This is a genomic window from Bradyrhizobium sp. NC92 (genome assembly GCF_025200865.1).
Classification (GTDB): domain Bacteria; phylum Pseudomonadota; class Alphaproteobacteria; order Rhizobiales; family Xanthobacteraceae; genus Bradyrhizobium.
In genome coordinates, this window is record NZ_CP104171.1 from 7,742,144 (window position 1) to 7,768,814 (window position 26,671).

Annotated in this window: 28 protein-coding genes; 16 read left to right on the forward strand and 12 right to left on the reverse strand. The window is 64.6% G+C overall.

Annotation, left to right across the window (positions count from 1 at the left end):
- The first annotated feature begins 1 nt into the window (after position 1).
- Entirely contained in the window at positions 2-316 is a 315-nt protein-coding gene (locus N2602_RS35975; protein WP_172787074.1) for a YkgJ family cysteine cluster protein, read from the forward strand.
- On the opposite strand, the gene N2602_RS35980 is transcribed toward N2602_RS35975, so the two are convergent.
- Positions 313-708, reverse strand: coding sequence for a hypothetical protein (locus N2602_RS35980; RefSeq protein ID WP_172787073.1), 396 nt, complete (start codon positions 706-708; stop codon positions 313-315). The genes N2602_RS35975 and N2602_RS35980 overlap by 4 nt on opposite strands.
- Before the next feature lie 193 nt (positions 709-901).
- On the reverse strand, positions 902-1,249 hold the full coding sequence (locus N2602_RS35985; RefSeq protein ID WP_172787180.1) for a DUF3307 domain-containing protein: 348 nt from the start codon (positions 1,247-1,249) through the stop codon (positions 902-904).
- Positions 1,250-1,647: 398 nt separating this feature from the next.
- Here N2602_RS35985 and N2602_RS35990 point away from each other — a divergent pair, with 398 nt between their 5' ends.
- From N2602_RS35990 to N2602_RS36005, 4 genes are all read left to right on the forward strand, one after another.
- On the forward strand, positions 1,648-3,093 hold the full coding sequence (locus tag N2602_RS35990) for a TAXI family TRAP transporter solute-binding subunit (protein WP_172787072.1): 1,446 nt from the start codon (positions 1,648-1,650) through the stop codon (positions 3,091-3,093).
- A gap of 193 nt (positions 3,094-3,286) precedes the next feature.
- Positions 3,287-3,505, forward strand: coding sequence for a hypothetical protein (locus N2602_RS35995; protein WP_035997220.1), 219 nt, complete (start codon positions 3,287-3,289; stop codon positions 3,503-3,505).
- Between the two features lie 161 nt (positions 3,506-3,666).
- Positions 3,667-4,773: a cyclic nucleotide-gated ion channel gene (locus N2602_RS36000; RefSeq protein WP_260381066.1), complete on the forward strand. Its 1,107-nt coding sequence runs from the start codon at positions 3,667-3,669 to the stop codon at positions 4,771-4,773.
- Between the two features lie 15 nt (positions 4,774-4,788).
- Positions 4,789-5,574, forward strand: coding sequence for an enoyl-CoA hydratase/isomerase family protein (locus N2602_RS36005; RefSeq protein WP_260381067.1), 786 nt, complete (start codon positions 4,789-4,791; stop codon positions 5,572-5,574).
- A 9-nt stretch (positions 5,575-5,583) separates the two neighbouring features.
- Here the strand turns inward: N2602_RS36005 and N2602_RS36010 are convergent, their stop codons facing one another.
- Complete coding sequence (locus tag N2602_RS36010) at positions 5,584-6,228, reverse strand: glutathione S-transferase family protein (protein ID WP_260381068.1); 645 nt, start codon at positions 6,226-6,228, stop codon at positions 5,584-5,586.
- A gap of 86 nt (positions 6,229-6,314) precedes the next feature.
- On the opposite strand from N2602_RS36010, the gene N2602_RS36015 reads away from it, so the two are divergent.
- The gene (locus N2602_RS36015) at positions 6,315-7,295 is read left to right on the forward strand and encodes a YafY family protein (RefSeq protein WP_260381069.1); all 981 of its coding nucleotides are present in this window, start codon (positions 6,315-6,317) and stop codon (positions 7,293-7,295) included.
- A 137-nt stretch (positions 7,296-7,432) separates the two neighbouring features.
- Positions 7,433-7,681 (forward strand): hypothetical protein, encoded by a 249-nt coding sequence (locus tag N2602_RS36020; protein WP_027574962.1) that lies wholly within the window; start codon positions 7,433-7,435, stop codon positions 7,679-7,681.
- A 56-nt stretch (positions 7,682-7,737) separates the two neighbouring features.
- On the opposite strand, the gene N2602_RS36025 is transcribed toward N2602_RS36020, so the two are convergent.
- The 3 genes from N2602_RS36025 to N2602_RS36035 all read right to left on the reverse strand — a co-directional run bounded on the left by N2602_RS36025 (position 7,738) and on the right by N2602_RS36035 (position 10,665).
- The gene (locus tag N2602_RS36025) at positions 7,738-8,685 is read right to left on the reverse strand and encodes a fatty acid desaturase (RefSeq protein WP_260381070.1); all 948 of its coding nucleotides are present in this window, start codon (positions 8,683-8,685) and stop codon (positions 7,738-7,740) included.
- 15 nt (positions 8,686-8,700) lie between these two features.
- Complete coding sequence (locus N2602_RS36030; protein WP_260381071.1) at positions 8,701-9,717, reverse strand: alpha/beta fold hydrolase; 1,017 nt, start codon at positions 9,715-9,717, stop codon at positions 8,701-8,703.
- Between the two features lie 144 nt (positions 9,718-9,861).
- On the reverse strand, positions 9,862-10,665 hold the full coding sequence (locus tag N2602_RS36035; protein WP_260381072.1) for an MBL fold metallo-hydrolase: 804 nt from the start codon (positions 10,663-10,665) through the stop codon (positions 9,862-9,864).
- Between the two features lie 185 nt (positions 10,666-10,850).
- Between N2602_RS36035 and N2602_RS36040 the strand changes: the two genes are divergently transcribed.
- Both N2602_RS36040 and N2602_RS36045 read left to right on the forward strand, forming a co-directional pair.
- Entirely contained in the window at positions 10,851-12,050 is a 1,200-nt protein-coding gene (locus N2602_RS36040; protein ID WP_260381073.1) for an MFS transporter, read from the forward strand.
- A gap of 203 nt (positions 12,051-12,253) precedes the next feature.
- On the forward strand, positions 12,254-13,204 hold the full coding sequence (locus N2602_RS36045; RefSeq protein WP_260381074.1) for an AraC family transcriptional regulator: 951 nt from the start codon (positions 12,254-12,256) through the stop codon (positions 13,202-13,204).
- A 36-nt stretch (positions 13,205-13,240) separates the two neighbouring features.
- Here the strand turns inward: N2602_RS36045 and N2602_RS36050 are convergent, their stop codons facing one another.
- From N2602_RS36050 to N2602_RS36065, 4 genes are all read right to left on the reverse strand, one after another.
- On the reverse strand, positions 13,241-14,854 hold the full coding sequence (locus tag N2602_RS36050; RefSeq protein ID WP_260381075.1) for an acyl-CoA synthetase: 1,614 nt from the start codon (positions 14,852-14,854) through the stop codon (positions 13,241-13,243).
- 140 nt (positions 14,855-14,994) lie between these two features.
- Positions 14,995-15,483 carry a DUF2059 domain-containing protein gene (locus N2602_RS36055; RefSeq protein ID WP_260381076.1) on the reverse strand — a complete coding sequence of 163 codons (489 nt, stop codon included), beginning with the start codon at positions 15,481-15,483 and terminating at the stop codon, positions 14,995-14,997.
- 41 nt (positions 15,484-15,524) lie between these two features.
- Positions 15,525-16,736 carry an OpgC domain-containing protein gene (locus N2602_RS36060; protein ID WP_260381077.1) on the reverse strand — a complete coding sequence of 404 codons (1,212 nt, stop codon included), beginning with the start codon at positions 16,734-16,736 and terminating at the stop codon, positions 15,525-15,527.
- Positions 16,737-17,307: 571 nt separating this feature from the next.
- Complete coding sequence (locus N2602_RS36065; protein ID WP_172787058.1) at positions 17,308-18,204, reverse strand: alpha/beta fold hydrolase; 897 nt, start codon at positions 18,202-18,204, stop codon at positions 17,308-17,310.
- 215 nt (positions 18,205-18,419) lie between these two features.
- Here N2602_RS36065 and N2602_RS36070 point away from each other — a divergent pair, with 215 nt between their 5' ends.
- Both N2602_RS36070 and N2602_RS36075 read left to right on the forward strand, forming a co-directional pair.
- Positions 18,420-19,115, forward strand: a complete 696-nt coding sequence (locus N2602_RS36070; RefSeq protein ID WP_212260072.1) for a DUF899 family protein — start codon at positions 18,420-18,422, stop codon at positions 19,113-19,115.
- A 346-nt stretch (positions 19,116-19,461) separates the two neighbouring features.
- Positions 19,462-20,373, forward strand: a complete 912-nt coding sequence (locus N2602_RS36075) for an NmrA family NAD(P)-binding protein (RefSeq protein WP_260381078.1) — start codon at positions 19,462-19,464, stop codon at positions 20,371-20,373.
- Between the two features lie 356 nt (positions 20,374-20,729).
- On the opposite strand, the gene N2602_RS36080 is transcribed toward N2602_RS36075, so the two are convergent.
- Complete coding sequence (locus tag N2602_RS36080; RefSeq protein ID WP_260381079.1) at positions 20,730-21,506, reverse strand: cyclase family protein; 777 nt, start codon at positions 21,504-21,506, stop codon at positions 20,730-20,732.
- A gap of 73 nt (positions 21,507-21,579) precedes the next feature.
- Positions 21,580-22,569 carry a fumarylacetoacetate hydrolase family protein gene (locus N2602_RS36085; RefSeq protein ID WP_260383798.1) on the reverse strand — a complete coding sequence of 330 codons (990 nt, stop codon included), beginning with the start codon at positions 22,567-22,569 and terminating at the stop codon, positions 21,580-21,582.
- Between the two features lie 112 nt (positions 22,570-22,681).
- Here N2602_RS36085 and N2602_RS36090 point away from each other — a divergent pair, with 112 nt between their 5' ends.
- From N2602_RS36090 to N2602_RS36110, 5 genes are read left to right on the forward strand one after another with little or no spacing between them, the layout of a single operon-like run.
- Positions 22,682-23,608, forward strand: a complete 927-nt coding sequence (locus N2602_RS36090) for an ABC transporter substrate-binding protein (protein ID WP_260381080.1) — start codon at positions 22,682-22,684, stop codon at positions 23,606-23,608.
- Between the two features lie 11 nt (positions 23,609-23,619).
- On the forward strand, positions 23,620-24,324 hold the full coding sequence (locus N2602_RS36095) for a GntR family transcriptional regulator (protein ID WP_260381081.1): 705 nt from the start codon (positions 23,620-23,622) through the stop codon (positions 24,322-24,324).
- A complete protein-coding gene (locus tag N2602_RS36100; protein WP_260381082.1) occupies positions 24,321-25,127 on the forward strand; it encodes an ABC transporter ATP-binding protein in 807 nt (268 codons plus the stop codon). The genes N2602_RS36095 and N2602_RS36100 overlap by 4 nt, the downstream gene beginning before the upstream one ends.
- Positions 25,124-25,888 carry an ABC transporter permease gene (locus N2602_RS36105; RefSeq protein WP_172787051.1) on the forward strand — a complete coding sequence of 255 codons (765 nt, stop codon included), beginning with the start codon at positions 25,124-25,126 and terminating at the stop codon, positions 25,886-25,888. The genes N2602_RS36100 and N2602_RS36105 overlap by 4 nt, the downstream gene beginning before the upstream one ends.
- Complete coding sequence (locus N2602_RS36110) at positions 25,885-26,652, forward strand: ABC transporter permease (RefSeq protein ID WP_172787050.1); 768 nt, start codon at positions 25,885-25,887, stop codon at positions 26,650-26,652. Before N2602_RS36105 ends, N2602_RS36110 begins: the two co-directional genes overlap by 4 nt.
- Positions 26,653-26,671: the final 19 nt, after the last annotated feature.

The following is a 26,671-nucleotide window of genomic DNA, read 5'->3' on the forward strand; positions in this document are numbered from 1 at the left end:
GATGGACGAGACCGAGCTGTCGAGCTGTTGCCAGGGCTGCGGTGCCTGCTGCGGCTATTCGCAGAACTGGCCGCGCTTCTCGATCGAGAGCGACGAGGAGCTTGCGCTGATCCCGGCGGCGCTCGTCAACGACCGGCAATCGGGCATGCGCTGCGAGGGCGATCGCTGCGCGGCGTTGCAAGGCGAGATCGGAAAGACGACGGCCTGCGGTATCTATGACGTGCGGCCGGAGGTGTGCCGCACCTGCATGCCGGGCGACGCCGAATGCGCGATGGCGCGGCGGAAGTTCGGCCTGCCCGTTATCGAGATCTCTTAGGCCGGAACCGCTTCGATCTCGTCGTCGAGCTCGTCATCGAGCGGTGCAAGCACCGAGAGCGGCTTGGTCGACAGCGTGATCGGCTTGCGCCCTCCCGACAGCGACGTTGAAGCTTTCGCCGTGCGTTCGCGCGACAGCGCGAAGAGCGTCGAGCCGACGCGGCCGCCATTCTCGATCAGGTCGCGCTCGCTGCAGCTCGCTGCGATCGCGACCGCCAGCGAGTGCAAATGGCTGCGGTGGTAGCAGAACAGCGCCAGCCTGGCGCGCACGTCAGGGGAAACACTCTCAACCAGCCTCGGCAGGCCACTCTCGCTGGCGCGATACATCTCGCCAAGGAGCTCGTCGCGGACCGGGCAGAAATCGCTTTCAAAGGCATCGCGGCTTGAAAACATTGCAGTTCTCCCTCGTGTGGGGAAGATGCAGCGCAATTCTCTAACGAAAGGTTAACCACGCTGCCCGGTAGTCACCCGGGGTGCTTGCGCCCTTGCCGTGAATCAGAGTGGCGCAGTGAAGCGCAAACGCCACCACAGCGTCATGGCCGGGGCTTGTCCCGGCCATCCACGTCTGGCCACTGGGCCGCAGGCCTCAGTTCGCCGCCATGAAGATGGAGAGGCCGAAGCCGGTCAGGTGATGCAGCGCCTGGTCGACGCCGATCAGGGTCCAGAACCAGGGATGGGCGAGGTCGACGCCGAAATTGGCGGAGACGAATCCCTTGGCGCGGTCGATCGTGATGTGGATCGCGAAGTCGATGAAGGCGACGAACCAGAATCTCGGCGCCACGATCACGATCAGCGGCAGCGCGACGGCAAGGTGGACCAGGCAGTGCACCAGGAGCGGCAGGGCCCAGCCATGCTTCTGGTCCTTGCCGTGCGCCATCCAGGCGGTTTGAAGAACGAAATCGGCGATGACGTGCTTGAAGGTGAGCAGCGACATCCAGCCAATGAGCGCTTCAACCGGAATCGCCGATGACATGGGTGGAAACGACAAGCTGACGCCTCATTGACGTGACGAGAAGAATTGGAGCGTTCAGCGCAACTTCTTCTTGGACCGGTCAAATCGCCGGGACGCGTGATTTATGACATCTCCCGCGGCGGAATGCAGCCGGGTGGAACTGGAAAATCGCCAAGTGTGGCTAACTGGTGATAGGATGACCAATCGCCGCGGACATCTCGAGTAAGGTTACCTCCGGCTCGAAATTTGCATTCCGCTCCCTTCGCGCTATCATCGGCGATCGGGAATCTCGTTCTTTTTTCAGGCGTTTACGAATTACCGGGCCGGCTGCGCTTCCAAGCCAGGCGCCGTCAGCCAAACGATAAGGCCAGAGTGCTGCCATGAGTACTGAAGGCCCCACTGCATCGCCGACCGTGCCACCGCCCCGGCGTCCCAAGGTGATCAAGACCAACCAGCAGCAGGTTTTCCTCTACGTCGTGCTGACCCTGCTGCTGTCGCTTGCCACCGTCTGGGCCGGCCGCACGCTGGTGCACAATTCGGAGACGCTGACCTTCGCCGTCGGCGGTCCCAACAGCGACGAGGCGCTGTTCGCAGCCAAGCTCGCCGCCCTCCTGAAGAACAACGCATCGCGCTTCCGGATCAACATCGTCAGCAACGCCGACAATGCCAAGGCGCTCGCGCAGTTCGACCGCAGGCAGGCCGACCTCGCCGTGCTGCGCACGGACGCAAAGGTGCCGCTGCGGGCGCGTACACTCGCGATCCTCGAGCACGATCTCGTGCTCCTGCTCGGTCCCGGTAACAAGAAGATCAAGTCGCTCGCCGAATTGAAGAAGAAGAAGGTCGCCGTCGTCGCCGAGAACGAATCCTCGCTCGCCTTCGTGCGCAGCATCCTCGACGTCCCCGATGGTCCCGAGGCTACGAAAATCCAGATGGCGCCGCAGGGCGCGACGCTCGACAAGCTGTTTGCCCCGGCAAACGGCTTCAGCGCAGTGATCGCCATCGTCCACGCCTCGAAGGCGATCCGGGATAAATCCTACGAGCAAGCCGCCAAGCGCGGCGGCTTCACGCTGAACGCCATCGACGAAGCCAAGACGCTGGCGCGCAAATTCCCCGGCATTTCCGACGAGACCGTGACAGCGGGCTCGGTGTCGACGTCCCCGCAGATTCCCGACGACGATCTCGACACGATCGGGCTCGAATGGCTGCTGGTCGCGCAATCCAGGATGTCCCCGACCACGGCCGGCGAGCTCGCGCGCATCGTCTACGAGAACAAGTCGGCGCTCGGACTCGACAACGGCTTTGCCACCAGGATCGAGCCGGCCTCGGTCGAGAAGGACGCCTTCGTGATCGCGCATCGGGGCGCCGCCGACTACATCAACGACGATACCAAGTCGTTCATGGATAAATACAGCGACCTGATGTATCTGGGCGCCGCAGCGCTCAGCATCATCGGCTCGATCTTCGCCGCGATCTACGCCAAGATCACCCGTATCGCGCCGGAGAAGGCCAGCGAGCTCTCGACCGCCATCCTCGACATCGGCGAGCGGATCGAGCACGCCCACTCGCTGGATCAGCTCGAATGTCTCCAGGATGAGCTCGAGACCATCTTGCGCGGTGCCGTCATCGGCCTCAGGGACGGCACGATCAGTACCGACGGGCTCGACACCTTCAAGCTCGGCTACGAGTTCGTCCGCGACGAGATCGGCATGCGCCGCGACTATCTGAAACGTCATGCCGGCGAGGCTGACAAGACGGGGCGCGATGCCGGGCCGGCTCCGCTGGACGACAGCAACGTCGTGGTGGTGAAGACCGCCCAGAGCGCCTGATACCGCCGGATTGGACGACCCGCCTTTCTCGTGTCCCGGACAAGCTGCAATGCCGAAGGCAGTGCAGCGTTGAGCCGGGACCCAGGAACTTCCACGATTTGCGTTGCCACAGGGTCCCCGACTCTGCGGCACGCCGTCTGGAACCCTGCCCATTCGCAACCGTTGGTTTCCGATTGCAACCGGAGAACGCGGCATGCGTGCACTCCTCATCATCCTCCTTCTGGCAATGCTGGCGGCGGCCGGCTACTTCGCCTATTCCGCAATGGCGGTCGAAGGTGAGCCGATCCCGACGGAAGGCTATGTGGCACTGGCGCTGGGCGCGGGGTTTTCCGTCATTGTCGGCGTCGGGCTGATGGTGCTGCTGTTCTTCAGCAGTCGCCGCGGCTACGACGAACCGCCACATTTCAGGTAGCACCCCGCCGGCGATGGCGGCACCGACGGCGGGCCCGGCGCAGCGACGCCGGCAAAACGACCTGCACCGTCGTTGACGGCCTCCGCCCGGGCAGGCACTTTGGCGCCGACGTCCCATCCGGGGCCTCGAGACCTGCCCCGAGACCGAATAGCCTTCTTCGCATGTCCAAGCCGCTGATCTCCGCTCTGGCCCAGTTCGCGGCCGCCACGGCCGGCCGCAACATGACCAAGGCGGCCTATGTCGCGGTGACCGTCGGCGTGCTCGGCATGGTGCTGCTGACGGACAACCGGGCCAAAGAGGCGTGGGGCTGGGTCGGCGCCCTGCTCTGGACCTGCCTCGCCTATTTCGTGTTCGAATGGCTGGTGCGGCTGCGCCATATGGCGCGGCAAGGGCGGCTTTCGCTCTACGTCTCCTCCTCCGCCGGCATCGTCGATGCGATCGGGGCGCTGGCCGTACCGGCCGCGCTTCTCCTCGGCGTCGAGCCGAAGACGGCCTGGTTGCTCAGCGTGCTCTGGGTGCTGAAGGTGGTGCCGGGCATTCCCGGCCTGCGGCAGCTGCGCCGCGTTCTGGTGCTGGAATCGGGGCCGTTAGTCAGCGTGCTCGTGATCTTCCTGATGGTGGTCTTCCTCGCCTCCGTCGCTGAATATTTCCTGGAGCGGGACGTGCAGCCGCAGACATTCGGCAGCGTCCCGAGCGCATTGTGGTGGGCGGTGGTGACCCTGACCACGACCGGCTATGGCGACGTCGTGCCGGTCACCCCGCTGGGCCGCTTGGTGGCAGCGCTGGTGATGATCTCGGGCCTCGGCGTGTTCGGCCTCTGGACCGGTATCCTGGCGACCGGCTTTGCCGCGGAGACACGGCGCGACAATTTCCTCAAGACCTGGGAATCCGTCAGCAAGGTGCCGTTCTTCGCAACCCTGGGACCGGCGGCGATCGCCGACGTCACCCACATGCTGCGCACCATCGAGCTGCCGGCGCGCACCACGATCATCCGCAAAGGTGCGCAGGGTGACTGCATGTATTTCATCGCCGCCGGCGAGGTCGAGGTCGATCTGCCCGGCAAGAAGGTGCAGCTCGGCGAAGGCGCCTTCTTCGGCGAGATGGCGCTGCTCGGCAACAACAAGCGCGGGGCCAACGTCTCGACCACGAAGGTGTCGCAGCTGCTGGTGCTCGACCTCGTCGATTTCCGCGTGCTGATGGCACGGCATCCGGATCTCGCCGAAACCATCGATGCGGAAGCAAAGCGGCGCGCGCGCGAAAACAATTAAGCAATGGAGACAAGAATGTCGGACACAGCCGACGCAGCCACCGGCCCGCTGCTCGAAGTCACCGGCGCCCGCGCCACCATCCGCCTCAACCGGCCGAAACATCTCAACCGGCTGCAGGCGGAGGATCTCGACGAGCTCGTCAGACTGTTCGACCGGATCGAGGCCGACCCCGCAATTCACGTGCTGGTGCTGACCGGAACCGGGCGCGCCTTCTCCGCCGGCTACGATCTCAATTCAGTGGCGGAACGCGCGGTCAGCGCGAGCGAGCAGCAAAGCGCGGGCTCCGCCTTCGAGGCGGTGGTCAACCGGCTCGAGGATCTCGGCGTACCGACGATCTGCCGGCTCAATGGCGGGGTCTATGGCGGCTCGACCGACCTCGCACTCGCTTGCGATTTCCGCATCGGCGTCGATACCGCGGAAATGTTCATGCCGGCGGCGCGGCTCGGGCTGCATTATTACCCGAGCGGGATCAAACGCTACGTCACCCGCCTCGGCGTCGACAATGCGAAGAAGCTGTTCCTGACCGCGCAGAAGATCAGCGCCCCGGAGATGCTGCGCATCGGCTATCTCACCGCGATGGTGCCGATCGAATTCCTGGACGAGGAGGTCGACAAGCTCGCTGCGATCCTCGCCGGCAACGCGCCGCAGGCGATGCGCGGCATGAAGCGCGCGATCAACGAGTTCGCCCGCGGCGAGCTCGACGAAGCCGCCGCCGACCGGCGCCACCGCGACAGCATGCGCGGCGACGAGATCAAGGAAGGCATCAAAGCATTCGCCGAGAAGCGGGCACCGCGGTTTTGAAGCGCCCTCTCATCCGCCCGCCACAGCGGCATGCTGCGCCGCCATCTCGGCGTCGGCGGCATTGATTCGCTGGAACGCCGGCCGGGCCGTCATGCGCTCGGCATAACGGACGAAGACGTCCTTCTTCGGCACGATGCCGAACATCATGGTCCAGCTGAAGGCGACGCCCCACAATACGTCCGCCGCCGTCATGCGCTCGCCGAGCAGATAGGGTCCTTTCGCCAGCTGGGCCTCGAGCGCACCCAGCATCGTATCGTAATCGGCATAAGGCGATTGCGTGATCGGCGCTGGCTCACGCTGCATGAACTTGTCGATCAAGGCCGGCTCGAACGACGACCCGTAATAGGCGATCCAGCGCAGATAAGGCCCGCGCAGCGGATCGTTCAGAGCGGGCGTCAACCCCGCCTGCGGGAACAGATCGGCGAGATAGATGGTGATCGCAACCTGCTCGGTCACCAGCGCCTCGCCGTGGCGAACCGCAGGCACCTTGCCGAGCGGGTTGATGGCGAGATAGGCGGGCTTGCGCTGCTCGCCGGTCTTCATGTTGAGGACATGGAGATCGTAGGGCGCACCCAGCTCCTCCAGCAGCACACGCGTGCCGGTGGCACGCGTCTGGGGCGAATAATACAGCGTGATGCGGTTCGAATCGGTCATGGCAGGTCTCCTCGGTGCCGTCTGGCGAGGCGAGCCTTGTAGCGAACCATACCTGACATCCTGTGTCAGGTATGGTTTAAGGGATCATGCGCGCGAGCCGGATGCTGTCGATCCTCACCACCCTCCAGGCCAGGGGACAGGTCACCGCGCCCGAACTCGCGGAGGCCTGCGAAGTGTCGGTGCGCACGATCTATCGCGACATCGACGCGCTCGCGGCGTCCGGCGTTCCCGTTTACGCCGACCGTGGCGCGGAAGGCGGCTATCGCCTGCTCGACGGCTATCGCGTGCGGCTGAACGGGCTGTCGCAGAGCGAGGCCGGCGCGCTGTTCCTGGCGGGGTTGCCCGGCCCGGCCGCGGCGCTCGGGCTCGATGCCGCGATGATCGCCGCCCAAAACAAGCTGATGGCGGCCCTGCCTGCGAATTTGCGCGAGGATGCCGGGCGGATGCAGGAGCGTTTCCACCTGGACGCGCCCGGCTGGTTCGGCGAAGCGGAAGACCCGAAGCACCTGCGCACCATCGCCGGCGCGGTGCTGCGCGGGACGCTGATCAGGATTCGGTACCAGAGCTGGCGTGCGGAGAAGCAGCGCCGTGTCGCACCGCTCGGCCTCGTGCTGAAGGGCGGCAGTTGGTATCTCGCAGGACAAGTCGACGGCAGCGTGCGCACCTATCGCGTCGCACGCGTGCTCGACTGCGCGGCGCTCGATGACCGCTTCGACCGCCCCGCCGATTTCGATCTCGCTGCTTACTGGCACGCTGCGACACTTCGTCTCGAAGCCGAGATGCATCCCAATGTCGCGATCGTCCGGCTGTCGCCGTTCGGCGTCAAGCTGCTCGACGCGCTGAGCCAGCCCTACGTCAAGGCGCGCACGCAGCTCGAGGAGACGACCGACGCAGACGGCTGGCGCATTGCGCGCGTCCCGGTCGGCAAGACGTCGTGGCACGCAGCGGCCGAACTGCTGCGGCTTGGCCCGGAGGCCGAAGTGCTGGAACCCGCCGATCTCCGCGACAAGATGGCCGAGATGACGCAAGCGATGGCCGCGCGCTATCCCGCGGCGCGCAAAGCCTGATCGCGGCACATTTTGCTGCAGCCGACGAAACATTCCTGAAACACGATTCTTCGCGCCTGCCATGAACGCGATCGCGTCTCGTCTCGACCGAAAGCCAGGGACGCAACACTGGCCCTAGCGCCGAATGGAGAATGAAGATGTTTCGTAAGCTTGCACTTGGTCTGATCGCCGCCGGTTCGCTCGGCGTTGCCGCTCTCGCGCCCACCGCCGCTTCGGCCGGTGGCTTCCATCATCACCACTGGGGTCATCACTGGGGTCCCGGCTGGGGCTTTGGCGGCGTCTATGTCAACACCGGCGTCAGCAATTGCTACCAGGAGCGCCTGGTCCAGACCCGTCACGGCCTGCGCGTGCGCGTCGTGAATGTCTGCGCCTACGGGATCTACTGATATCTCGCCTTCACGACAAAGCTCCGGTCGCATCGCGGCCGGAGTTTTGCGTTGAGCTAGCCCGCCTGCCGCTGCCGGCGAAACCAGGCCCAGGTCTCGCGCGTCGTTCTGATGTAGCCGCGGCCGCGATGGACGATCTCGCCATCGACGATCGCGTTGAGCTTCGGCAGCGCGTGAAAGGGGATCGAGGGATAAGCGTGGTGCTCGACATGATAGGGCATGTTCCACGCGAACCATTTGACGATGGCACCGGTATAGGTGGTGCGGGTGTTCTGAAAGGCGCTGCGGGTGCGGTCGCAGCCGGTATGCTCGGCATAGAGATAGGGCCGCAGGAAGCACTGCCCGATGATCAGCGGCACGATCCAGACCCAGAGCAGCAGCGCTGAAGAGAACCACAGCGAGAGCGCGAGCAGCAGGGCGTAGAGCGCGACATAGGCGCGCGCCTCGGCCACGATGGTGCTGCGCTTGCTCTCGGGTATCCATGGCACGACGACCTTGCCGGTGATCGCATGGCCCAGCATCAGCCGCAGACGGCCGGCGACCTGGAGCAGGCCGCTATAGGCGAGCGCAAGCTGGGTGTCGGACGTCGGCTTCACGCCAACGATCAGCTCGGGATCCCTTTCCGGATCCTGCGTGTAGCGATGATGGTCCCAGTGAAACAGGCAGTAATATTCGTAAGGCAGCCCGATGATGAATGCCGAGAGATAACCGACGCCGAGATTGAGGCCGCGGCTCCTGAACGCGGTCTTGTGCGCGGTCTCGTGCACCGCCATGAACAGGAAGGCGACGACATAGCCCTGCACCACCATCAGCGGCAGCGCCCAGAGCACGCCCCAGCTCGACGAAACGAAAAAGATCAGCGCGCCCATCAGCATAATCGCGCCGTAATGGCCGAGGCTTTGCACCGAACCTCTGACGTTGGAGCGAACCGACAATTCGCGCAGCGTGGCCGGCGTCAGCGGCTTCAGGCGATGACCGGCGTCCGAATTGGTTGCGTCGCTCATGATCGGTTGCGTGCCCTATTTGCGGAGAAGCTCGGCGATCTCGGCCTTGATGAAGGCCTGGTCGTGCGGATTGTTGACGGGGTTGCCGGCGCGGTGGCCATGCAGCGATGGGATCGGATGCAGCACGGCTGACTTTGCATTGACGAGCTTGCCGAGCTCGTCCTCGTTATCGCGGAGGTCGAAATAGCGGTCGGTCGCGCCAGGCAACAGCAGCATGTGGGCCTTGATCGCCGCCAGCGCGCGGTCGAGATCGCCGGCGAAGGCCGCACAGCGGCTGATGTCGCCACGCTGCCAGATGCCGATTTGCGCCAGAAGATCGTTGGCATCGCGCCGCGCGAAGGTCGCATCCCAGGCGCGGGTAAGATAATCCTCGAGTGAGGTGAAGCCAGCTTCGCGCCAGACTTCGTCGCGATAGAAGCCGTGCGACATCGCCCAGCCGGCATAGACGCGCCCCATGGCACGATAGCCGGCGACAGGTCTTTCCACGAAACGGCCGTCGCGGAAGGCGGGATCGGTCGAGAGCGCGGCCTTCACGCTTTCGAGGAAGACGTGGTTGTAGGGGGCACAGCGGGCGCTGCCGCAGACGACCGCGGCGCGCGCGACCATGTCCGGATGCAGCGCCGACCAGTGATAGGCCTGCATGCCACCCATCGACCAGCCATAGACCAGCGCAAGCTTCGAGATGCCGAAGTGTTCGGTGAGCAGCCGGTGCTGGACCGCGATGGCATCGTGATAGCTCACCTCGGGGAAGGGCGCGGGCGTGTTCGAGGGCGAGGATGACAGGCCATTGCCGAACAGGTTCGGGATGATGACGAAATAACGCGTGGGATCGAGCACGCCGTCGGGACCGATCAGCCATTCAATGTCGGTGTGCTGCGCGCTGAACGAGGTCGGATAGAGAATGACGTTGTCCCTGTCGGCGCTCAGCGTGCCGTAGGTCTTGTAGGCGAGCTTCAGCGCGGGAAACACGGTCCCGGACTGGAGCGTGACGTCGCCGGCCTTGAAAATCTCGTAATCGCGTTGCGCCGTCATGCACCCAGCTCCCGCTCACGGCGGCCTTCTCTGCGTCGCGATGCATCGATCATGCCGGCTTTCGCGGCCGCGCCGCTCGCCTTATAATGTACCTTTAGTACAGTTATTCGAGAGCGGCAAGATAAATCCGATCCGCAGCCCGGCTCAGGCGATGGCCGCGAGATAGCGCGCGACGGACGCAGCAAACGCAACCTTGGCACCGCTGGCGATGTTACGGCCCCACCAGGCGCCGTAGATCCGGTCGAAGGCGAGCGGATCGACGCCTGACGCAATGCGCCGCACCGCGGCGGCGTTGAGCGGCATGTAGTTCGGATAGGAATACATGAAGCTGACGAAGCGCCGGTCCATCGTGACTTGCGCGATATCCCCCGTGAGCAGCGCGCCCTTCCCGTCCGCACCATGCGCATAGTGCAGCACCGTGGCGCCGGCGAAATGACCACCGGTGCGCAGCAGCAGCACGTCGTCGGAGAGGCGATGGCTTTCACCGGTCCAGTGCACGATCGCCGGATGAGGCCGCGTGACGAAGGCGCGATCGTCGGCGTGCAGATAGACCGGCACGCCGCCGAACGTGTCGCTCCAGTCGGCGGCCGCGCCATAGTAATGCGGATGCGAGATCGCGATTGCCTTGAGGCCGCCGAGTGCTGCGACGTGCTGGTTGACCCCATCGGTCGCGAGCGGAAGGCAATCCCACATCACGCAGCCGTCGCCGTCGGGCACCAGCAGCGCGCGCTGACCAATGGCAAAGCTGGGCTCCATCCCGATCCCGGTCAGGCCGAGATCGTCGCGCACCACCAGTCGGTGCTCGCGCGCGAGCTCCTCGCGCGTGAGGAAGGCCTGACCGCTCCAGCCGACGAACTGGCGCTCGTCCTCGCAGATCGGACAGGCCGCAGGGGGATTTCTGCTATCCGGGAATTGAGCGCCGCAGGTTGCGCAGGTCCAGAGGGCCATTGCAGTGATCCATCTTGAGTCCATTCTTGCAAGACATGACGTCGCAGTCGTCGGATCGCAAGAGCAACCGGAACCAATGCGATGAGAGCAGGTTAAGTTCTGGTCCGCCTCGGGCACCCGCAGCGCCCGCCGACCCCGCCTCATGCGAGATCCGATTCGATCGGCAGCATCAAGTTCAGCGTCTGATGACATCGCGCCCTTCAACGTCTCGCATCTGGCCCCTGTTCGCGCTCAACTTCTTCATGGCCGACATGCAGTCGGGCATCGGGCCGTTCGTCGGGGTGTTCCTCCAGGAGCGCGGCTGGGCCAGCGGGCTGATCGGCACCGCCATGACCATCGGCAATGTCGCGGGCATGCTGATCACCACGCCGATCGGCGGCTTCATCGATTCCAGCCGCAACAAGCGGCTCTGGGTCGTCATTCCCGGCATCTGCGTGGTCGCGGCATCCGCGATCATCCTGATCTCGCAAAACTTCTGGGCGGTGACGTTCTCGCAAGTCGCGCAATCGCTGGCGAGCGCCGCAATCGTGCCGGCGGTCACGGGCATCACGCTCGGCATCGCCAAGCAGAAGGGCTTCAATGCGCTCAACGGCCGCAACCAGGCCTTCAACCATGCCGGCAACATGGTTGGCGCCGCATTGTCGGGCTATCTCGGCTACAAGTTCGGCTATGTCGCCGTGTTCGCGCTGGCGGCCGTGTTCGGTGCCATCGCCATCGCCTGCGTCATGATGATTCCAGCCGAGGCGATCGACGACCGTGCCGCGCGCGGCAGCAAGGAAGACGATTCCAAGGCGCCGCCGGATGCGATGGCGATGCTGCTGAAGCACAAGGCGCTGCTCGTGCTGGCTCTCGCCCTCGCGCTGTTCCATCTCGGCAATGCCGCGATCGTGCCGCTGTACGGACTTGCCGCGGTCGCCGAGGGACAAGCCAACGGGCCGAGCTTCGTCGCAACCACCGTGGTGATCGCACAAGGCGTGATGACCGTGACGTCGCTGATCGCGATGAAGGCCGCGAGCAAGCGCAACTACTGGCCGGTGATCCTGGTGTCTTTCATGTTCTTGCCGGTCCGCGGCGTGCTCGCCTTCTTCGTCACGGGATGGTGGGGCGTGGTGCCGATGCAGGTGCTCGACGGCATCGGCACCGGACTGCAGACCGTCGCCGTCCCCGGCATGGTCGCGCGCTCGCTCAACGGCACCGGCCGCATCAATCTCGGCCAGGGCGCCGTGATCACCGTGCAGGGCGTCGGCGCCAGCCTCAGTCCCGCCCTCGGCGGCTGGATCGCGCAATGGATCGGCTATGGGCCGACCTTCCTGCTGCTCGGCAGCTTCGGCCTCGCGTCGATCGCGCTATGGCTGACTTTCGGCGCGGCGGTGAAGAAGTATTGAGCCACAGCGCCGCACGGCGGGCGCGGCGCAAACTGCCCGCCTCCGATCTGCCCAATAAGCAGGCTGCGGCACCTGGTCGCTGGCTCCGCGCGTAGTTGCGAGTGGTTTTTCGCGCAATCCGGTGCTTTTTGAGTTGCCGCATCCCCGGCGCGCCGACAAAAGTGCGAACCGCAATGAATCGGCAATAGGCGTTCCGGCGATCGATGACCCAGCCGCAGCTCTCATTCGATGGCGACCCGAATGGTGCGGCCTATGAACAATGGCGCGAGCAGTTCTGTCGGCAGGTCGCTAACGTCGATTTCGTGCCGGTGGGCGAAGGACGGGTTCACCGGACCATTGCGCCGGCCATTCTTCCCCGCCTCAGACTCTCGGCCTCGTTCGGCACGCCGATGTCTTTCGTGTCATTGGGGACGAACGATGAGTTGATCGTTACGATGTCGCCCAATTCGGCCTTGAGCGGGGCGATGGGCAAGCGCCCGCTGGAGATCGCGGCGGGCGACGTCACGATTGGCGATCCCTCGATCAAGGGCGCCCGCATCACGCAGATAACGCATGGCAATTTCCAGACCGCGCTGCTGCCGCGCAAGGCGCTGCTGCGCGCGTGCCCGAACGCCGAGGACCTGATTGCACGCGCGATTCCTGGCGCCAACCCGATCACGTCGATGTTCCTGCGGTATTACGACCTCGCACACGCGCATGCCGACAAGCTCGCCCCCGCGGAGCTCGATGCGGTCTCGCAGCACCTGTTCGACCTCGCCGTGCTGATGATCGGAGCGCGCGGCGATGTCGCCGAGGAGGCGCGACTGCGCGGCCTTGCGGCGGCGCGTTTCGAAGCCATCAAGGCCGACATCCTGGCGCAGCTGGACAGCGCCGCGCCGTCGCTGTCCGACATTGCGGCCACGCACCGCATCAGCGCGCGCACGATCCAGCTGCTGTTCGAGAAGGCCGGCATCACCTATAGTGGCTTCGTGCTCGAGCAACGTCTGCTGCGCGCCGAGCGGCTGCTTCGGAACCCGGGCCTGCGCTCGCGCAAGATCATCGAGATCGCGCACCTCGCTGGATTTCACGACGTCTCCTACTTCCATCGCGCGTTTCGCCGCCGTTTCGGGGCGACGCCCGACGATGTCAGGAAGCTGGCCAGCGAGGCCGAATAGGCCGCTTCCGCCGCGACGGCGCCGGAACGATGCCTGCTAGGTCCCGAAGCTCTTCTGCACCGCCTTGTCGAGCGTCTCGCCGCCGACGAAGCGCTGGCGCAGCTCGCGCTTGAGCAGCTTGCCGCTCGGATTCTTCGGCAAGGCGTCCACGAAAATCACGCGCTTGGGGACCTTGAAATGCGCCATCTGACCGGCGCAGTGCTTGATGACGGTGTCTTCGTCGAGCTTTTCCCCGGTCTTGACCACGACGATGGCGGTCACCGCCTCAATCCAGCGCGGATCGGGCAGGCCGACGACCGCGACCTCGGAGACGGCGGGGATGCGGTAGACCATCTCCTCGACTTCGCGGCTCGCGACATTCTCGCCGCCGGTCTTGATCATGTCCTTGACGCGGTCGACCACGGTGATGTGGCCTTCCTCGTTGACGGTGGCGAGATCGCCGGAGTGAAACCAGCCGCCGGCGAATGCCGCCGCGGTCTTGACCGGATCGTTGTAATAGCCGGAAAGCAGATGCGGCGAGCGATGCACGATCTCGCCAACTTCGCCGACCTTAACGTCCTCCATCGCCGTGTTGACGACCCGCGTCTCGACATTGATCACGGGCTTGCCGGCCGACCCGGCCTTGCGGAGCTGATCCTCCGGCCGCAGCACGGTCGCGAGCGGCGCGATCTCGGTCTGACCGTAGAAATTCCAGAACTTCACGGCGGGCAGGCGGCGCTGAAGCTCGAGCAGGACTTCCACCGGCATGATCGAGGCGCCGTAATAGCCCTTCTGCAAGGTCGACAGATCGGTCTTGTCGAAGTTCGGCGAGCGCAGCATCGCGATCCAGATCGTCGGCGGCGCGAAGAACGAGGTGATCCTGTGCGCCTGGATCAGCGCCAGGATGTTGTCGGCGGTCGGCTTGCCCGTGATGACGCCGGAGGCGCCGAGATAAACCTGCGGGCCCAGGAACACATCCAGCTGGGCGCAGTGATAGAGCGGAAGGGCGTGCAGGAACTTGTCCTCCGCACTCATGCCGCCGTCGATGATGCAGCTGACATACTGCCACATCACGGCTTCATGGATCAGCATCGCGCCCTTGGGCAGCGATTCCGTGCCTGAGGTGTAGACGATCTGCGCGAGATCGCGGCTGTCGAGCGACGCGTCCAGGAACGAACCGTCGGCATGCAAGAGATCGTCGAAGGTGGTGAGGCCCGTGGGCGCGGTGGCGGGATCCTCGCCCGGCAGCCAGATCATCTTCTCGACCGCGCAATCCTTCGCGCTCGCCGCGCGTGCCGGCTCGACGAAGTCGGGACCGGTCGCGAGCAGCTTTGCGCCGGAGCTCTTCAGGATGAAATTGATCTCGTCCGGATTGAGCATGAAGTTGATCGGCACCAGCACGGCGCCGATCCGTGCCACGGCGAAGCGCAGCGCCGCGAAGGCATGCGAGTTGCGCGAGAGCACCGCGAGGCGGTCGCCCTTCTTCACGCCGAGCCCGAGCAGGCCGCGGCCGAGCCGGTTGCAGATCGCGTCCATCTCGGCAAAGCTCCAGCTCACGTCGCCGCAGCTCACCGCGAGCTTGTTCGGCTCGCGGCCTGCGGAGCGGCGCAGCAGATCGCCGATGGAATGCTCGCGCGCTTTCGAGATGGTGGCTGCGGTGTCGACGGTCATTTCTTCCCCGTGGAATTTTCGCTCAGCACAAATGCCGCGAGCTTTCGTGTTCCGCGGAGCGTAATCGGCGCTGTCAGCGCCGTCAAACTGAGGCCGCAGCTGAATGAGTCGGCACGACGGATGCCGCACATCAATACGGCTCAGGGCTTGCGCCCCTTCTGCCGGAGCGTCTCGATCAGACGCAGCTTCAGGTCGTCGGCGACCTTCTGGCTGACGTCCTGGCCGACCTGCGCGCTCGCCTGCGCCAGCGCATCCGACTTGGCCAGGAACTTCTGCCCCACGGGCTGGGCATAGAACGCCTCGATCTGGCGCAACTCATCGACGCTGAAACTCGCAGCATAGAGCGCGGCGATCTGGTCGGTGATCGCCGCAAGGGCCGGAGCGTAGATCTCGGAGCCGGCGGCCGTCATCGCGTCATAGTCGCGCTCGATCTCCGGCCGGTCCTGCGCGACCACCGGGCGGAGCTTGAGCAACAGCTGCGGCAATAGCGCGCGATAGGGCTCCGCGATCCTCAAGGTGACCACGAGCTTGCGCGCCGCGTCCATCGTCTCCGGCGAGGGCGTCTGTGCCGATGCAGCGCAGGTGAGGAGCAGCAGGACGCCGGCGATAGTCAACACGCGTCTCGACATGAATCTCTCCTTCGCCACGTGGTAGCCGGATGCGCGATGTATCAACGAGCCGCAGGCACTGCCGCGGCCGTCGCCGCCGGCGTGCTTTGCAATGCCGTCTCCTCGACCTCCGTCACCTTCACGAACAGGTTCGGTACCCGCTTGGCCCGGTCGAGCAGCCAGGCCGCGCCAATCATGATAACGATGCCGGCGATGGAGACGGCAAGCTGCTCCCAGATGCCCTTGTTGTACTGAGTGAGGATCCAGTGCGCCGAGAACGACAAGAACACGCCCAGGCAGAAGATCGGCAGCGAATGCTGGCCGCAGAGGATCACGGGGCGCAGCCAGCCGCGGTACAGCGGCCGCCATTTGCGCGTCAGGAAATAGGTCACCCAGATCGCCAGCGCCAGGAAGTGAGTGAAGCGCAGCATGTCGAGGTCGGTCTTGTCGATCGGGTAGATCGCCTTGATCATCCATTTCGGGATCAAGGCTTCCAGCGCGTGGACGTGCCAGGTCATCACGATCAGCAGCGCAAAGACCAGCCAGGCCGCAGCCAGCGCCATCGCCGGCTTCGACCACACCCAGCGGGCGATCTTGTCGATCTGGCCGATGCCGCACCATGCCGCGAACACGAACATCAGCTGCCAGCAGAACGGATTGAAGTACCAGTGGCTGCCGGGCGGATAGGACGCCACGTTCCAGTCGAACCAGCGCGACAGCACGTAGAGCACCACCGAGCCGGCGAGCGTCAGGTTCGGCCGCCGCACCAGGCCCCACACGATGAAGGGCGCGGCGAACACCAGCGTGATGTAGAGCGGCAGCACGTCGAGATTGACCGGCTTGTACTTCAACAGGATCGCCTGCCCGATCAGCTCGTCCGGATGCGCCAGGAAATTGAACACGTTGAACTCGTGCTCGTACATCGGATTGTCGAAGCGGCGCGCGGTGCGGGCGATCTGCGCGGTGAACAACAGGAACAGCATGATGTGGGCGACGTACATCTCCGCCGCGCGGCGCCACAGCCGCTTGAGCGCGGCGAGGAACCAGCCGCCGGCGACGATCGGCCCGTAGATCCAGCCGACGAGATAGCCGGAGATGAAGACGAAGAACTCGGCGGCATCGCTGAAGCCGAAATTGCGCAGCGTCAGCCAGGCCACGACATCGTGCGGGATGTGGTCGAGGAAGATCATCCACAAGCCGATGCCGCGGAAGAGATCGAGCCGCAAATCGCGCTCGACCGGCGCCAACAATGCCGACTGGTCCCGTGTGATCATGGCCCCGCCTCGTTCGCTGGGCGTCGCGCCAAGAGCGGCGCCGAACAATCGGATGCTAAAAAACGTGAATCAAAAGGTCGACTGCCGCATTGGCTAACCCGGCAACGGTAGCCGACCCCGGGAGCCACGCAAGGGACTTGTGGGGCAGCCAGCCGCGCTCTTGCGCTGCAACAGGCGAGCCCGACCTCAAAACTGCGAAAACAACCCCATGCACAGTAGACGATGGTTGCAAGATCAATGGGTTAGGTGGGGCGCGGGATTGGCTGCGGGTCGGGCAGGATTTCAGGAGCCAAAAAGCCAAGGGATCGTGGTTTGACTCGCCCGTCCGGCGCGCCCAAGCGAGCCGAGGAGAATTGGCCGCGATCGTTGCCGCCCATTCCGAATGACGTCTCCCGCGATTTGCTTCGTCGGGCAAAACAGGAGCATAGTGGCATCATCGCAGGAGGTCGGACAGGCCGGGGGTCGGGCTGATTCAGCTCTGGCGTGATGCTCGACCGTAAGCGAACCGACCGTGGCAGGAGCATTGCGTTTGGCCGCAAGGAATCACTGTGGCGGCATGCCGGCCACGCCGTTAGCGCATGCCGCAGAACCGGTTCAACTCGTCGGCGGTCTGCTGCGGAAGCTCCTCCGGGAAGAAATGTCCTCCATCGAGCGGCTTTCCTTGCACGTCGCCGGCCCAGTTTCGCCATAACCCCAAGGGGCCACCCGCGCCCGCATACCATGAATTCAACGGTCCGCGGCCGCTCCAGAGGACGAGAACAGGGCAATCGATCCGACGGCCGGAATTGCGATCGGCCAGATCGTGCTCGTGATCAATTGTCGCCGCCGCGCGATATTCCTCGCAGATCGCATGAACATGCGCCTCATCGCGCAACGCCTCGACGTAGGCCGCCCGTACGGCTGAACTGAAACTGTCTGCGCTCGACCCCCAACCATGGAGCGCATTGTCGACGACGGCATCGGGTGCTGCGGACAAGAGCCGCTCGGGGAGCGGCTCAGGCTGCGCGAGCAATGACCAAGGCCAATAGCCGACGGCCAGTTTCTTGTCGGCGCGTTCCCAGGCATCGGCGATCGGAACGACGTCGAGGACGGCGAGCCGTTCCACGCGTTCGCCATGGTCGAGCGCAAGCCGATAAGCGACGCGGCCGCCGCGATCATGGCCCGCTACCGAGAAACGGGTGAAGCCAAGCTTTGTCATGACGGACACCATGTCCTTTGCCATCGCCCGTTTCGAATATGGCGCGTGGTCCGGGCTGGAGGGCGGACAAGCGCTGCGACCATATCCGCGAAGATCGGCACAAACGACGGTGAAGTCTTGCGCGAGCAACGGCGCAACGTCTCGCCACATCAGATGCGTCTGGGGAAATCCGTGCAGCAGGAGAATGGCCGGTCCAGAACCGCCCCGGCGTATGAAAATCCGCGCGTCCTCGGCCTGAACATCGGCGGCTTCAAAATCCTCAAACTTCATGGGACGAGCCCTTTCCGAACGACGGCGAACCAAGAAGCAATCCTATCCCGCCATCTGACATCGACGCCGCGGATGCAGGTTGGGTTCCGCCGCGATATCGTGTCGTTCGAACGATGTTGCGATCGCGAAAACATTCCGAATAGGTGAGTGGAGGTGTCGGAACGAGGCGTCGCCGAACGTCTTCAGAGATATCGGCCCTAACCAGAGGTTAAGCCATGGATAGTTCCATCCTGAGGCCTGCTTCCGAACTCGCTCGCACGAACAAGGCCCATTTTCCCAACGAAAGCGCCGACTACCGCCGCGCCCGGCAAAGCCTGCTGGCCGAGGAGATCGAGCTGCGTCGCCAAATCGAGCGTGTGGCTAAACTGCGCCGGGCGCTGCCGCCCGGCGGCGAGGTGACGAAAAACTACGTGTTCGAGGGCGAGAACGGCAAAGCGAATTTCTCCGACTTGTTCGACGGCAAGCAGACGCTTGCGATCTACAGCTACATGTTCGGGCCGCAGCGGCAGACGCCATGCCCGATGTGCACCTCATTCATGAGCACGTGGGAGCACAAATTGCCCGACGTCGAGCAGCGTATTGCCTTCGTCTTCATCGCGCGGTCGCCGATCGCGCGTTTGATCGAGGCAAAGAAGGCGCGTGGCTGGTCACGACACAAGATCTTCTCCGACATCTCCGGCGATTACACCCGCGATTACGTCAGCGCCGAAGACGCCGACGTGCCCGGTTACAGCGTGTTCACGCAGCGCGACGGCACAATCCGGCATTTCTGGTCCGGCGAGATGGGGGCCACGATGGCCGACCCACAACAGGACCCACGCGGCGCGCCCGACATCGATCCGCTCTGGACCATCCTCGACACCACGCCAGAGGGGCGCGGCACCGACTGGTATCCAAAGCTCGCGTACTGAGCACCTTCTGCTGTCATTGGCCGCGCGCGCCGCGCAATCCGATCTACAAGGGTCGTTTGGCGGACGATGATCTCTATAAGGTCACAAAACCCGAAACAAAAATGGCCCCGGCTCATGCGAGCCATTTCGTCTCGTGTCCGGATAAATCCAAACTTGGTTGCGGGGATGCGCAACCACCGAGGGGCCGCACCACTGCCGCGAACGGTCGCCGAATCATTGAGAGGAGGTGTCGGAACGAGGTGCCTCCGGCAATTGTGATTTACGCCCTTCCTATGATCCGCTTGCTCGATTACGGAACCATGGGCGACTGGAATACTTACCCGGTTCAGCCTGATGGAGAGCAGAAATGTTCATCGTGATCGGAGCAAACGGCCGTGTCGGCTCGGCAGTGGCGTCGACGTTGCTGAATGCAGGTCGGCCAGTCACGGCCGTGCTTCATAGCAGCAACAACGAAGCCGATTGGCGCAAACGCGGCGCCCAGACCGTGGTCGTCGATGTGCGCAACACCGACGCCCTGCGTGCGGTGTTCAGAACGGGCACCCGCGCTTTCCTGCTAAACCCGAACGCCGATGTCTCGGCCGACACCGATCGTGAGGAACATGCTACTGTTCGGAGCATCGTCGCGGCCGTCGACGGATCCGGTCTCGAGAAAGTCGTCGCGGCATCCACCTATGGCGCCCAGCCGGGCGAGCGCTGCGGCGATCTCAATATCCTCTACGATTTCGAGCAGGCGCTTGCCGCGCGATCGATACCGGCGACCATACAGCGAGGCGCCTACTACATGAGCAACTGGGACGAAATGCTCAGTGCCGCGACGGGAGGCGTGTTGCCGACAATGATTCCGGGAGACATGAAGATCCCGATGGTCGCGCCCGCCGATCTCGGCAAAGCGGCCGCGCGCCGTCTACTGGAGCCACCTTGCGATCATGATGTACATTATGTCGAAGGGCCCGAGCGATATTCGCCGCAGGACGTAGCGGACGTCTTCGCGGCGGCGCTCGGCAGTCCGGTGAAGGTCGAGGTCCTACCGCGCGATCAATGGATTGCGACTTATCGAAAGCTGGGCTTCTCTGCCGCAGCGGCCGAATCTTATGCGCGAATGACCGCAGTCAGCGTCGATAGCGGCTTTGCCATGTCAGAGCCCTTCGAACGCGGGAGGACCACTCTCGAAGACTATATTGGCACGCTTGTCGCCAAGTCGCGCGGCTCGCACGCTCTGCCAGCGGGGCATGGCGCGCCTCGAGAGAGTTGGCATTGAGGAAGGCGCAACCACCGCGGTGACAACCGCCTATTCAGGCAAACCCGCCTTGCTCAACCCCCTCGCGCAAGCGCTCCGAGCCTCCGGCTGATGCGAGCTGGATCGTGCTCAGGAAGCGGGCGATCGTCAAATCGGGACAAGGCACATTGGCGCAGCCGCGGCCGTTCTGGCTTCATCTTCCAGTCCTACCTGTGCCGCCGCGCCCGCGTGCCAGACGCGCGAATGTTGCATCGCGGGCAAATGGTCCATCGCTGTCCGGCTTGGTTCCAACGCCTCTCGATATCGCCGGGCAGGACATAGCCGTTGCTGATGACGGCCATTTGAAGCGTTACGGACGCGTACAGGCGCCCGAGAACTTACCCCTCCAAAATCGCGACCGCTCTTGTCCATCCTGCCGAGGCTCGTTCGATCTTCACGGGGAAGCATGACACCTTGAAGCCGGTTGGCGGCAGCAATTCGAGATTGTGCAGTTTCTCGAGATGGCAATAGCCGATATGACGGCCGGCCTTGTGCCCTTCCCAGATCAGGCTGGCGTCTTTCGTCTCGGCGTATTTCTTCGCGGTGTGAACGAACGGCGCGTCCCAGCTCCAGCCGTCGGTGCCGGTCAGGCGCACACCGCGCTCGAGCAGGTACATGGTTGCCTCATAGCCCATGCCGCAGCCCGAGGTGACGTAGTCCTGCCGGCCATATTTGGCGCCGGCGCTGGTGTTGACCACGACGATCTCGAGCGGCTTCAGCTCATGGCCGATGCGCTTCAGCTCGGCCTCGACGTCTTTTGCCGTTGCGACGTAGCCGTCCGGCAAGTGCCGGAAGTCGAGCTTCACGCCGGGCTGGAAGCACCATTCCAGCGGCACCTCATCGATGGTCCAGGACCGCTCGCCGCGATTCATGGTCGGGTGAAAATGCCAGGGCGCATCGAGATGCGTGCCGTTGTGGGTGGAGAGGCTGACCTGCTCCACCGCCCAGCCCTGGCCATCAGGCAGATCCTCGGCCTTCAGTCCGTCGAAGAACTGCAGCATGCGCGGCAGGCCCTGCTGGTGATTGATATACTGGATCGTCGGATGATTGCCGGGCGGATCGGCCGGCACGTCGTTCTGGAGGGGGACGGAGATGTCGATCAGCTTGCTCGTCATGGCGCTTCCTCGTTGATTGTTCTCGTTGGCGGCCGTCAGGCGGTCGCTTCAGACGCGCCTTCAGACGTCGTCTTCAGGTTTCTTGCCGCTCGACGCGGTTCTTCAAAATGCCGATCTTCTCGACCTCGAGCTCGATCGTATCGCCATGCTCGAGAAACCAGCCGAGCTCGAGGCCGCAGCCATTGCCGACCGTGCCGGAGCCGATGAATTCACCGGGCATCAGCGTCTCGTCCTGGGTGACGTGGGCGATGATCTCCTCGAAGGAAAACAGCATGCCCTCGGAGACGCCTTTGGAGCGGGTCTCGCCGTTGACGCGCGCTTCCATCTTCAAACGATAGGGATCGCCGATCTCGTCCGGCGTCACGATCCAGGGACCCATCACGTTGCCGCCGTCAAAACTCTTGCCCTTGGCCGGGCCGAGCCGCCCCTCCATCTCGATGCGCTGGGCGTCGCGCGCGGAGAAATCGTTGAAGATGGTGTAGCCGAAGATGTGATCCCCAGCCTTCGCAGGCGTGATGTTCGCGCCCTTGTTCCTGGTGATGATCCCGAACTCGAGCTCGTAGTCCATCACCTTGCTGTAGCGCGGCCATTTCACCGTGGTGTTGGTGCCGCGGACGCTGAAGCGGTTGGTGATGTAGTAGATCGGCTGCTTGCGATAGACCTCGGGCAGCTCGCCGAGTGGCTCGGCGTCGATGCGCGCCAACTCCGCCATGTCGCCCCTGGCGCGTGCGGCGAGCTTCCGCTGCCCGCGCGGCGCCTGCAGGATGTGCAGGGCAAACGACATGCCGTCGCGCATTTGCCGGGGCTCCGGCACCGGCGCGAGGATGTCGACGGCGCTGACTGCCGCCGACAGCGTCGCGTCCTGGCCGTGCTTGTCCAGCAGGGCCCGGGCAGAATCGAGCGCGCGGGGACCTGCGTCGATCAGCGCCAGCATCGAGGCGAAGGCCGGATCGGCCCCGCCGCCCCGTGCGGCCGCGGCGGCGAGGTCGAACACCTGGCTGTCATTGGCGTGGACGGCGCCGATCTTCTCCTGACCGGCCGATCTGAACGTTGCGAGCTTCACCTTGGGCACCCCTTGCTATCGTTCATAATATATGATCAGATAAAATATCGATAAACAAGCCTGAAAAATACAAACTGGGGAGAGCGCGGTGAGGCGAACGCAGATAAGCAGCATGCTGGCAGGTCTCACGCTCGGCGTCGGGGTGTCGGTTGCCTTGACGGCGACAGCGCTGGCGCAGGCCAAGATCCAGATCGGCTGCACCGCGACCTCGGACTGCGCTTCGGCCATGGTCGCGGTCGACGCAGGCATCTTCAGAAAGCACGGGCTGGACGTCGAGATGACGCCGATCGCGATCAACTCCAACATCCCGGCGGCGATCCTGTCGAACTCGATCCAGGTCGGCGGCCCCACCTCCACCGTCTTCCTGCAGGCCGTCGACGGCGGCCTCGACCTCGTCGCGATCGCCGGCGCCTCGGTGATGAACCCGGTCTCCAACACCGCGATCGCGGCGTTCGTCCGCAACGGCATCACGATCAAGGAGCCGAAGGATTTCATCGGCAAGAAGGTCGGCGCGCCCGGCCTGAACGCCTTTCTGCACGTGCTGTTCGTGAAATGGCTGGTCGAGAAAGGCGTCGATCCCCGAAGCGTCAATTTCGTCGAAGTCACCTTCCCGACCATGGCCGACATCATCAAATCAGGCGGCGTCGATGCCGTGCTCACGGCCGAGCCGTTCGTCACGCGCATGAGCAATGCGGGGCTCGGCTCGGTCGGCGCGCGCTACGGCGCCGAGCTCGGCCGTACCGATCCGATCATCTTCTATGCCGCATCGCGCGACTGGGCGGAGAAGAATGCGGCGAATGTGAAGAAATTCCGCGAATCCATCGCCGAGGCCGCCGTCATCGTCAACAGCGACCCCGAGAAGGCCTCGGCCTCGATCGCCAAATTCACCAAGCAGCCGCTCGATCTCGTCAAGGCGACGCCGCCGAACCAGTCCGAGCCGAACCTCAAGCCGCAAAACCTCAGCTGGTGGATCGAGGTGATGTCGTCGCAGAAGATGCTGCAATCAAAGCTCGACACCGCGAAACTGGTGCTGAACTAGGGATATCGACGATGCCTGCTCCCGAGCGCACTCTCGAACGCCCGCCGGCTGAGACCGGAACCCTGAGCGAGCGCGCCGCAAGCCTGATCGAACAGGACATCCTGGCCGGAGATCTCGCGCCGGGATCGCGGCTCGGCATCATCGACCTCGTGCAGCGCTACGAGATCGGCGCCACCCCCTTGCGCGAAGGCCTGTCGCGGCTGATGTCGCGCGGCCTGATCGTCGGCATCGGCCAGCGCGGCTTTCGCGTCGCCGAGGTCAGCCGCGAGGATCTCGCCGACATCACCCGCATGCGAACGGCGATCGAGATCGAGGCGGTCAGGCTCGCCATCCTCCACGGTGATGTCGCCTGGGAGGCCGGCATCGTCAGCGCGCTGCATCAAATGCGCCGGCACATCGAGCGCACCGGCAACGAATTCCGCGAGGGCGCGGCCGATTTCGACCGGCTGCACAAGGGCTTTCACACCGCGCTGCTCGCCGCCTGCGGCTCGCGGCGCATGCTGGCCGCCCATTCCGACCTCTACGACCAGGCCTACCGCTACCGCCGCGTGATGATGAGCGCCATCGATAGCGGCGAGGGCTTCATCCGCAGTCACCAGATGCTCGCCGACCATGTGCTCGCCCGCGACGTGGCCGCCGCGCAGAAGATGCTGGCGGCGCATCTGCACTCGACCATCAAGTTCGTCTATCCGCCTGAAAGCGGGGAGCAATCATGAGCGTCGTTGCCAAGCTCATTGAGGCGCGCGCCGCGCGGCGGCAAAAAGCGCTGATCGCGTTCGATGCCGCGACGCTGCGGCTCGGCGGCAAGACCATCATCGAGAATCTCGATCTTCAGGTCCGGCCGGGCGAATTCCTCTGCATCGTCGGCGCCTCCGGTTGCGGCAAGACCACGGCGCTGCGGCTCGCCGCAGGCCTCTATCGCCCGACGAGCGGCGCGGTGACGTTCGACGGCGAAGAGATCACCGCGCCGCGGCGCGAGGTCGCGATCGTGTTCCAGGATTACGGCAAGGCGCTGTTGCCGTGGCGGACCGCAGCCGGAAACATCTCGCTGGCGCTGGAAGCCTCGCGTGTCCCCGCGCGTGAACGCGGCGCGCGCATCGAGGCGCTGCTGCGCAAGGTCGGATTGCCCGGCCATGCCGACAAATATCCGACGGAAATGTCGGGGGGCATGCAGCAACGCCTGCAGATCGCGCGCTGCCTTGCGCAGGAGCCGACCACGCTGCTGATGGACGAGCCGTTCGGCGCGCTGGATGCGATGACGCGGCAGGGCTTGCAGGACGAGGTGCTGTCGCTGACGCAGGCGAGCCAGACTACCGTGATCTTCGTGACCCACGATCTCGACGAAGCCATCTATCTCGGCGACCGCGTCATCGGCCTGTTGCCGCATCCGGGCCGGATCGGGATCGAGCTCGACGTCGACCTGCCGCGTCCGCGCGACCAGCTCGCCACCCGCGAGCATCCGGAATTCCTGCGGCTGCGCCGGCAATTGTTCGACTTCATCAAGGCGACCGAACATTGAGCCTCGACCGCACGAAGCCCTTGTTGCTGCCGCTGGCGCTGATGCTGGCGTTCGAGCTGTGGGCACGCCTCGCCCATCTGCAAAGCGACAGCCTGGCGCCGCCGAGCGCAATCCTCGCGGCGCTGGCCAATGCGCTTGCCGATCTCTCGATTCCGATCGCGACCCGCGACACGTTGTTCGCCGCCTTTGCAGGCCTTGCGATCGGCAGCGCCATCGGGCTTGCGCTCGGCATCGCCTTCGGCATTTCGCGTCCCCTCGACCGGCTGATGGAGGTGACGGTCGAGGCGATCCGCCCGATTCCCTCGATCGCGCTGCTGCCTATTGCGTTGATCGCGCTCGGCTTCGGCTACCGCATGGAGATCGTGATCGTGGCGTTCGCCTGCGTCTGGCCGATGCTGATCCTGACGCGCAGCGCGGTGCGCAGCATCGAGCCGCGATTGATGGAAGTGTCGCGGGCCTTGCGGCTGAGCGCGCCGCAACGGATCGCGAAGATCGTGATCCCGGCCGCACTGCCGCGAATCTTCGTCGCCTTCCGCCTGTCGGCCGGCATCGCCCTGATCGTCGCCGTCACCGTCGAGATCGCGATCAATCCGATTGGCCTCGGTGCCGGCATCATGCTGGCGCAGCAGGCGCTGCGCGCCGACCTGATGCTGGCCTACCTGGTCTGGATCGGCGTGATCGGCTACGCGCTGAACATCCTGTTGATCGCGGCGCAGCGCCGCCTGTTCGGCCGCGCCGCGCTCGCCGGAGACAATCCATGAACCGCGCTGCGATCCTCTGGCGTGTCGCAAGCGTCCTCGTCGCAGGCAGCTTCATTGCGGCGTGGCAGCTCGTCGCCAATCTGAAGCTGGTGTCGCCGGTGTTCCTGCCCGGTCCGGACCGCGCCTGGGCCGCGTTGGTGCGCGGCTTTTCGAGTGGCGATCTCGCCGGCAAGCTGATCGGCACGCTGGAGCACATGGCCTATGGCTGGCTCGCCGCCTCGATCGCCGGCATTGCGCTTGGCGCGCTGATCGGTTCGTCCAGGACGATGCGCGCCTATGTGGCGCCGTCGCTGGAATTCTTAAGGCCCCTGCCGGTCTCGGCGATCATCCCGGTCGCGATCGCGATGCTCGGGCTGACGCAAGGCATGGCGCTGTTCGTGATCGCGTTCGGCGCGATCTGGCCGATAATTCTCGCAACCATTCACGGCTTTGCCGCCGTCGAGCCGCGGCTCTATGAGGTCGCCCGCTCGCTGCAGATGTCGCGCGCCGCCATCATCGGCAAGATCGCCCTGCCTTCGGCATTGCCGGATATCCTCGCCGGCATGCGGCTCAGCCTGACCGTCGCGCTGATCCTCTCGGTGGTCTGCGAGATCCTTGCCGGCCTCGACGGTCTTGGTCATTGGGTCCTGCTCTCGGCACGCGCGTTCCGATCCGCCGACCTCTTCGCCGGCGTCATCCTGCTCGGTGCGACCGGATATGTGACGTCGATTGCGATGTCGCTGGTCGAGCAGCGGCTGCTCGCCTGGCAGACCGCGGCGAGATAGCGCGGTGATCCCATCGCCA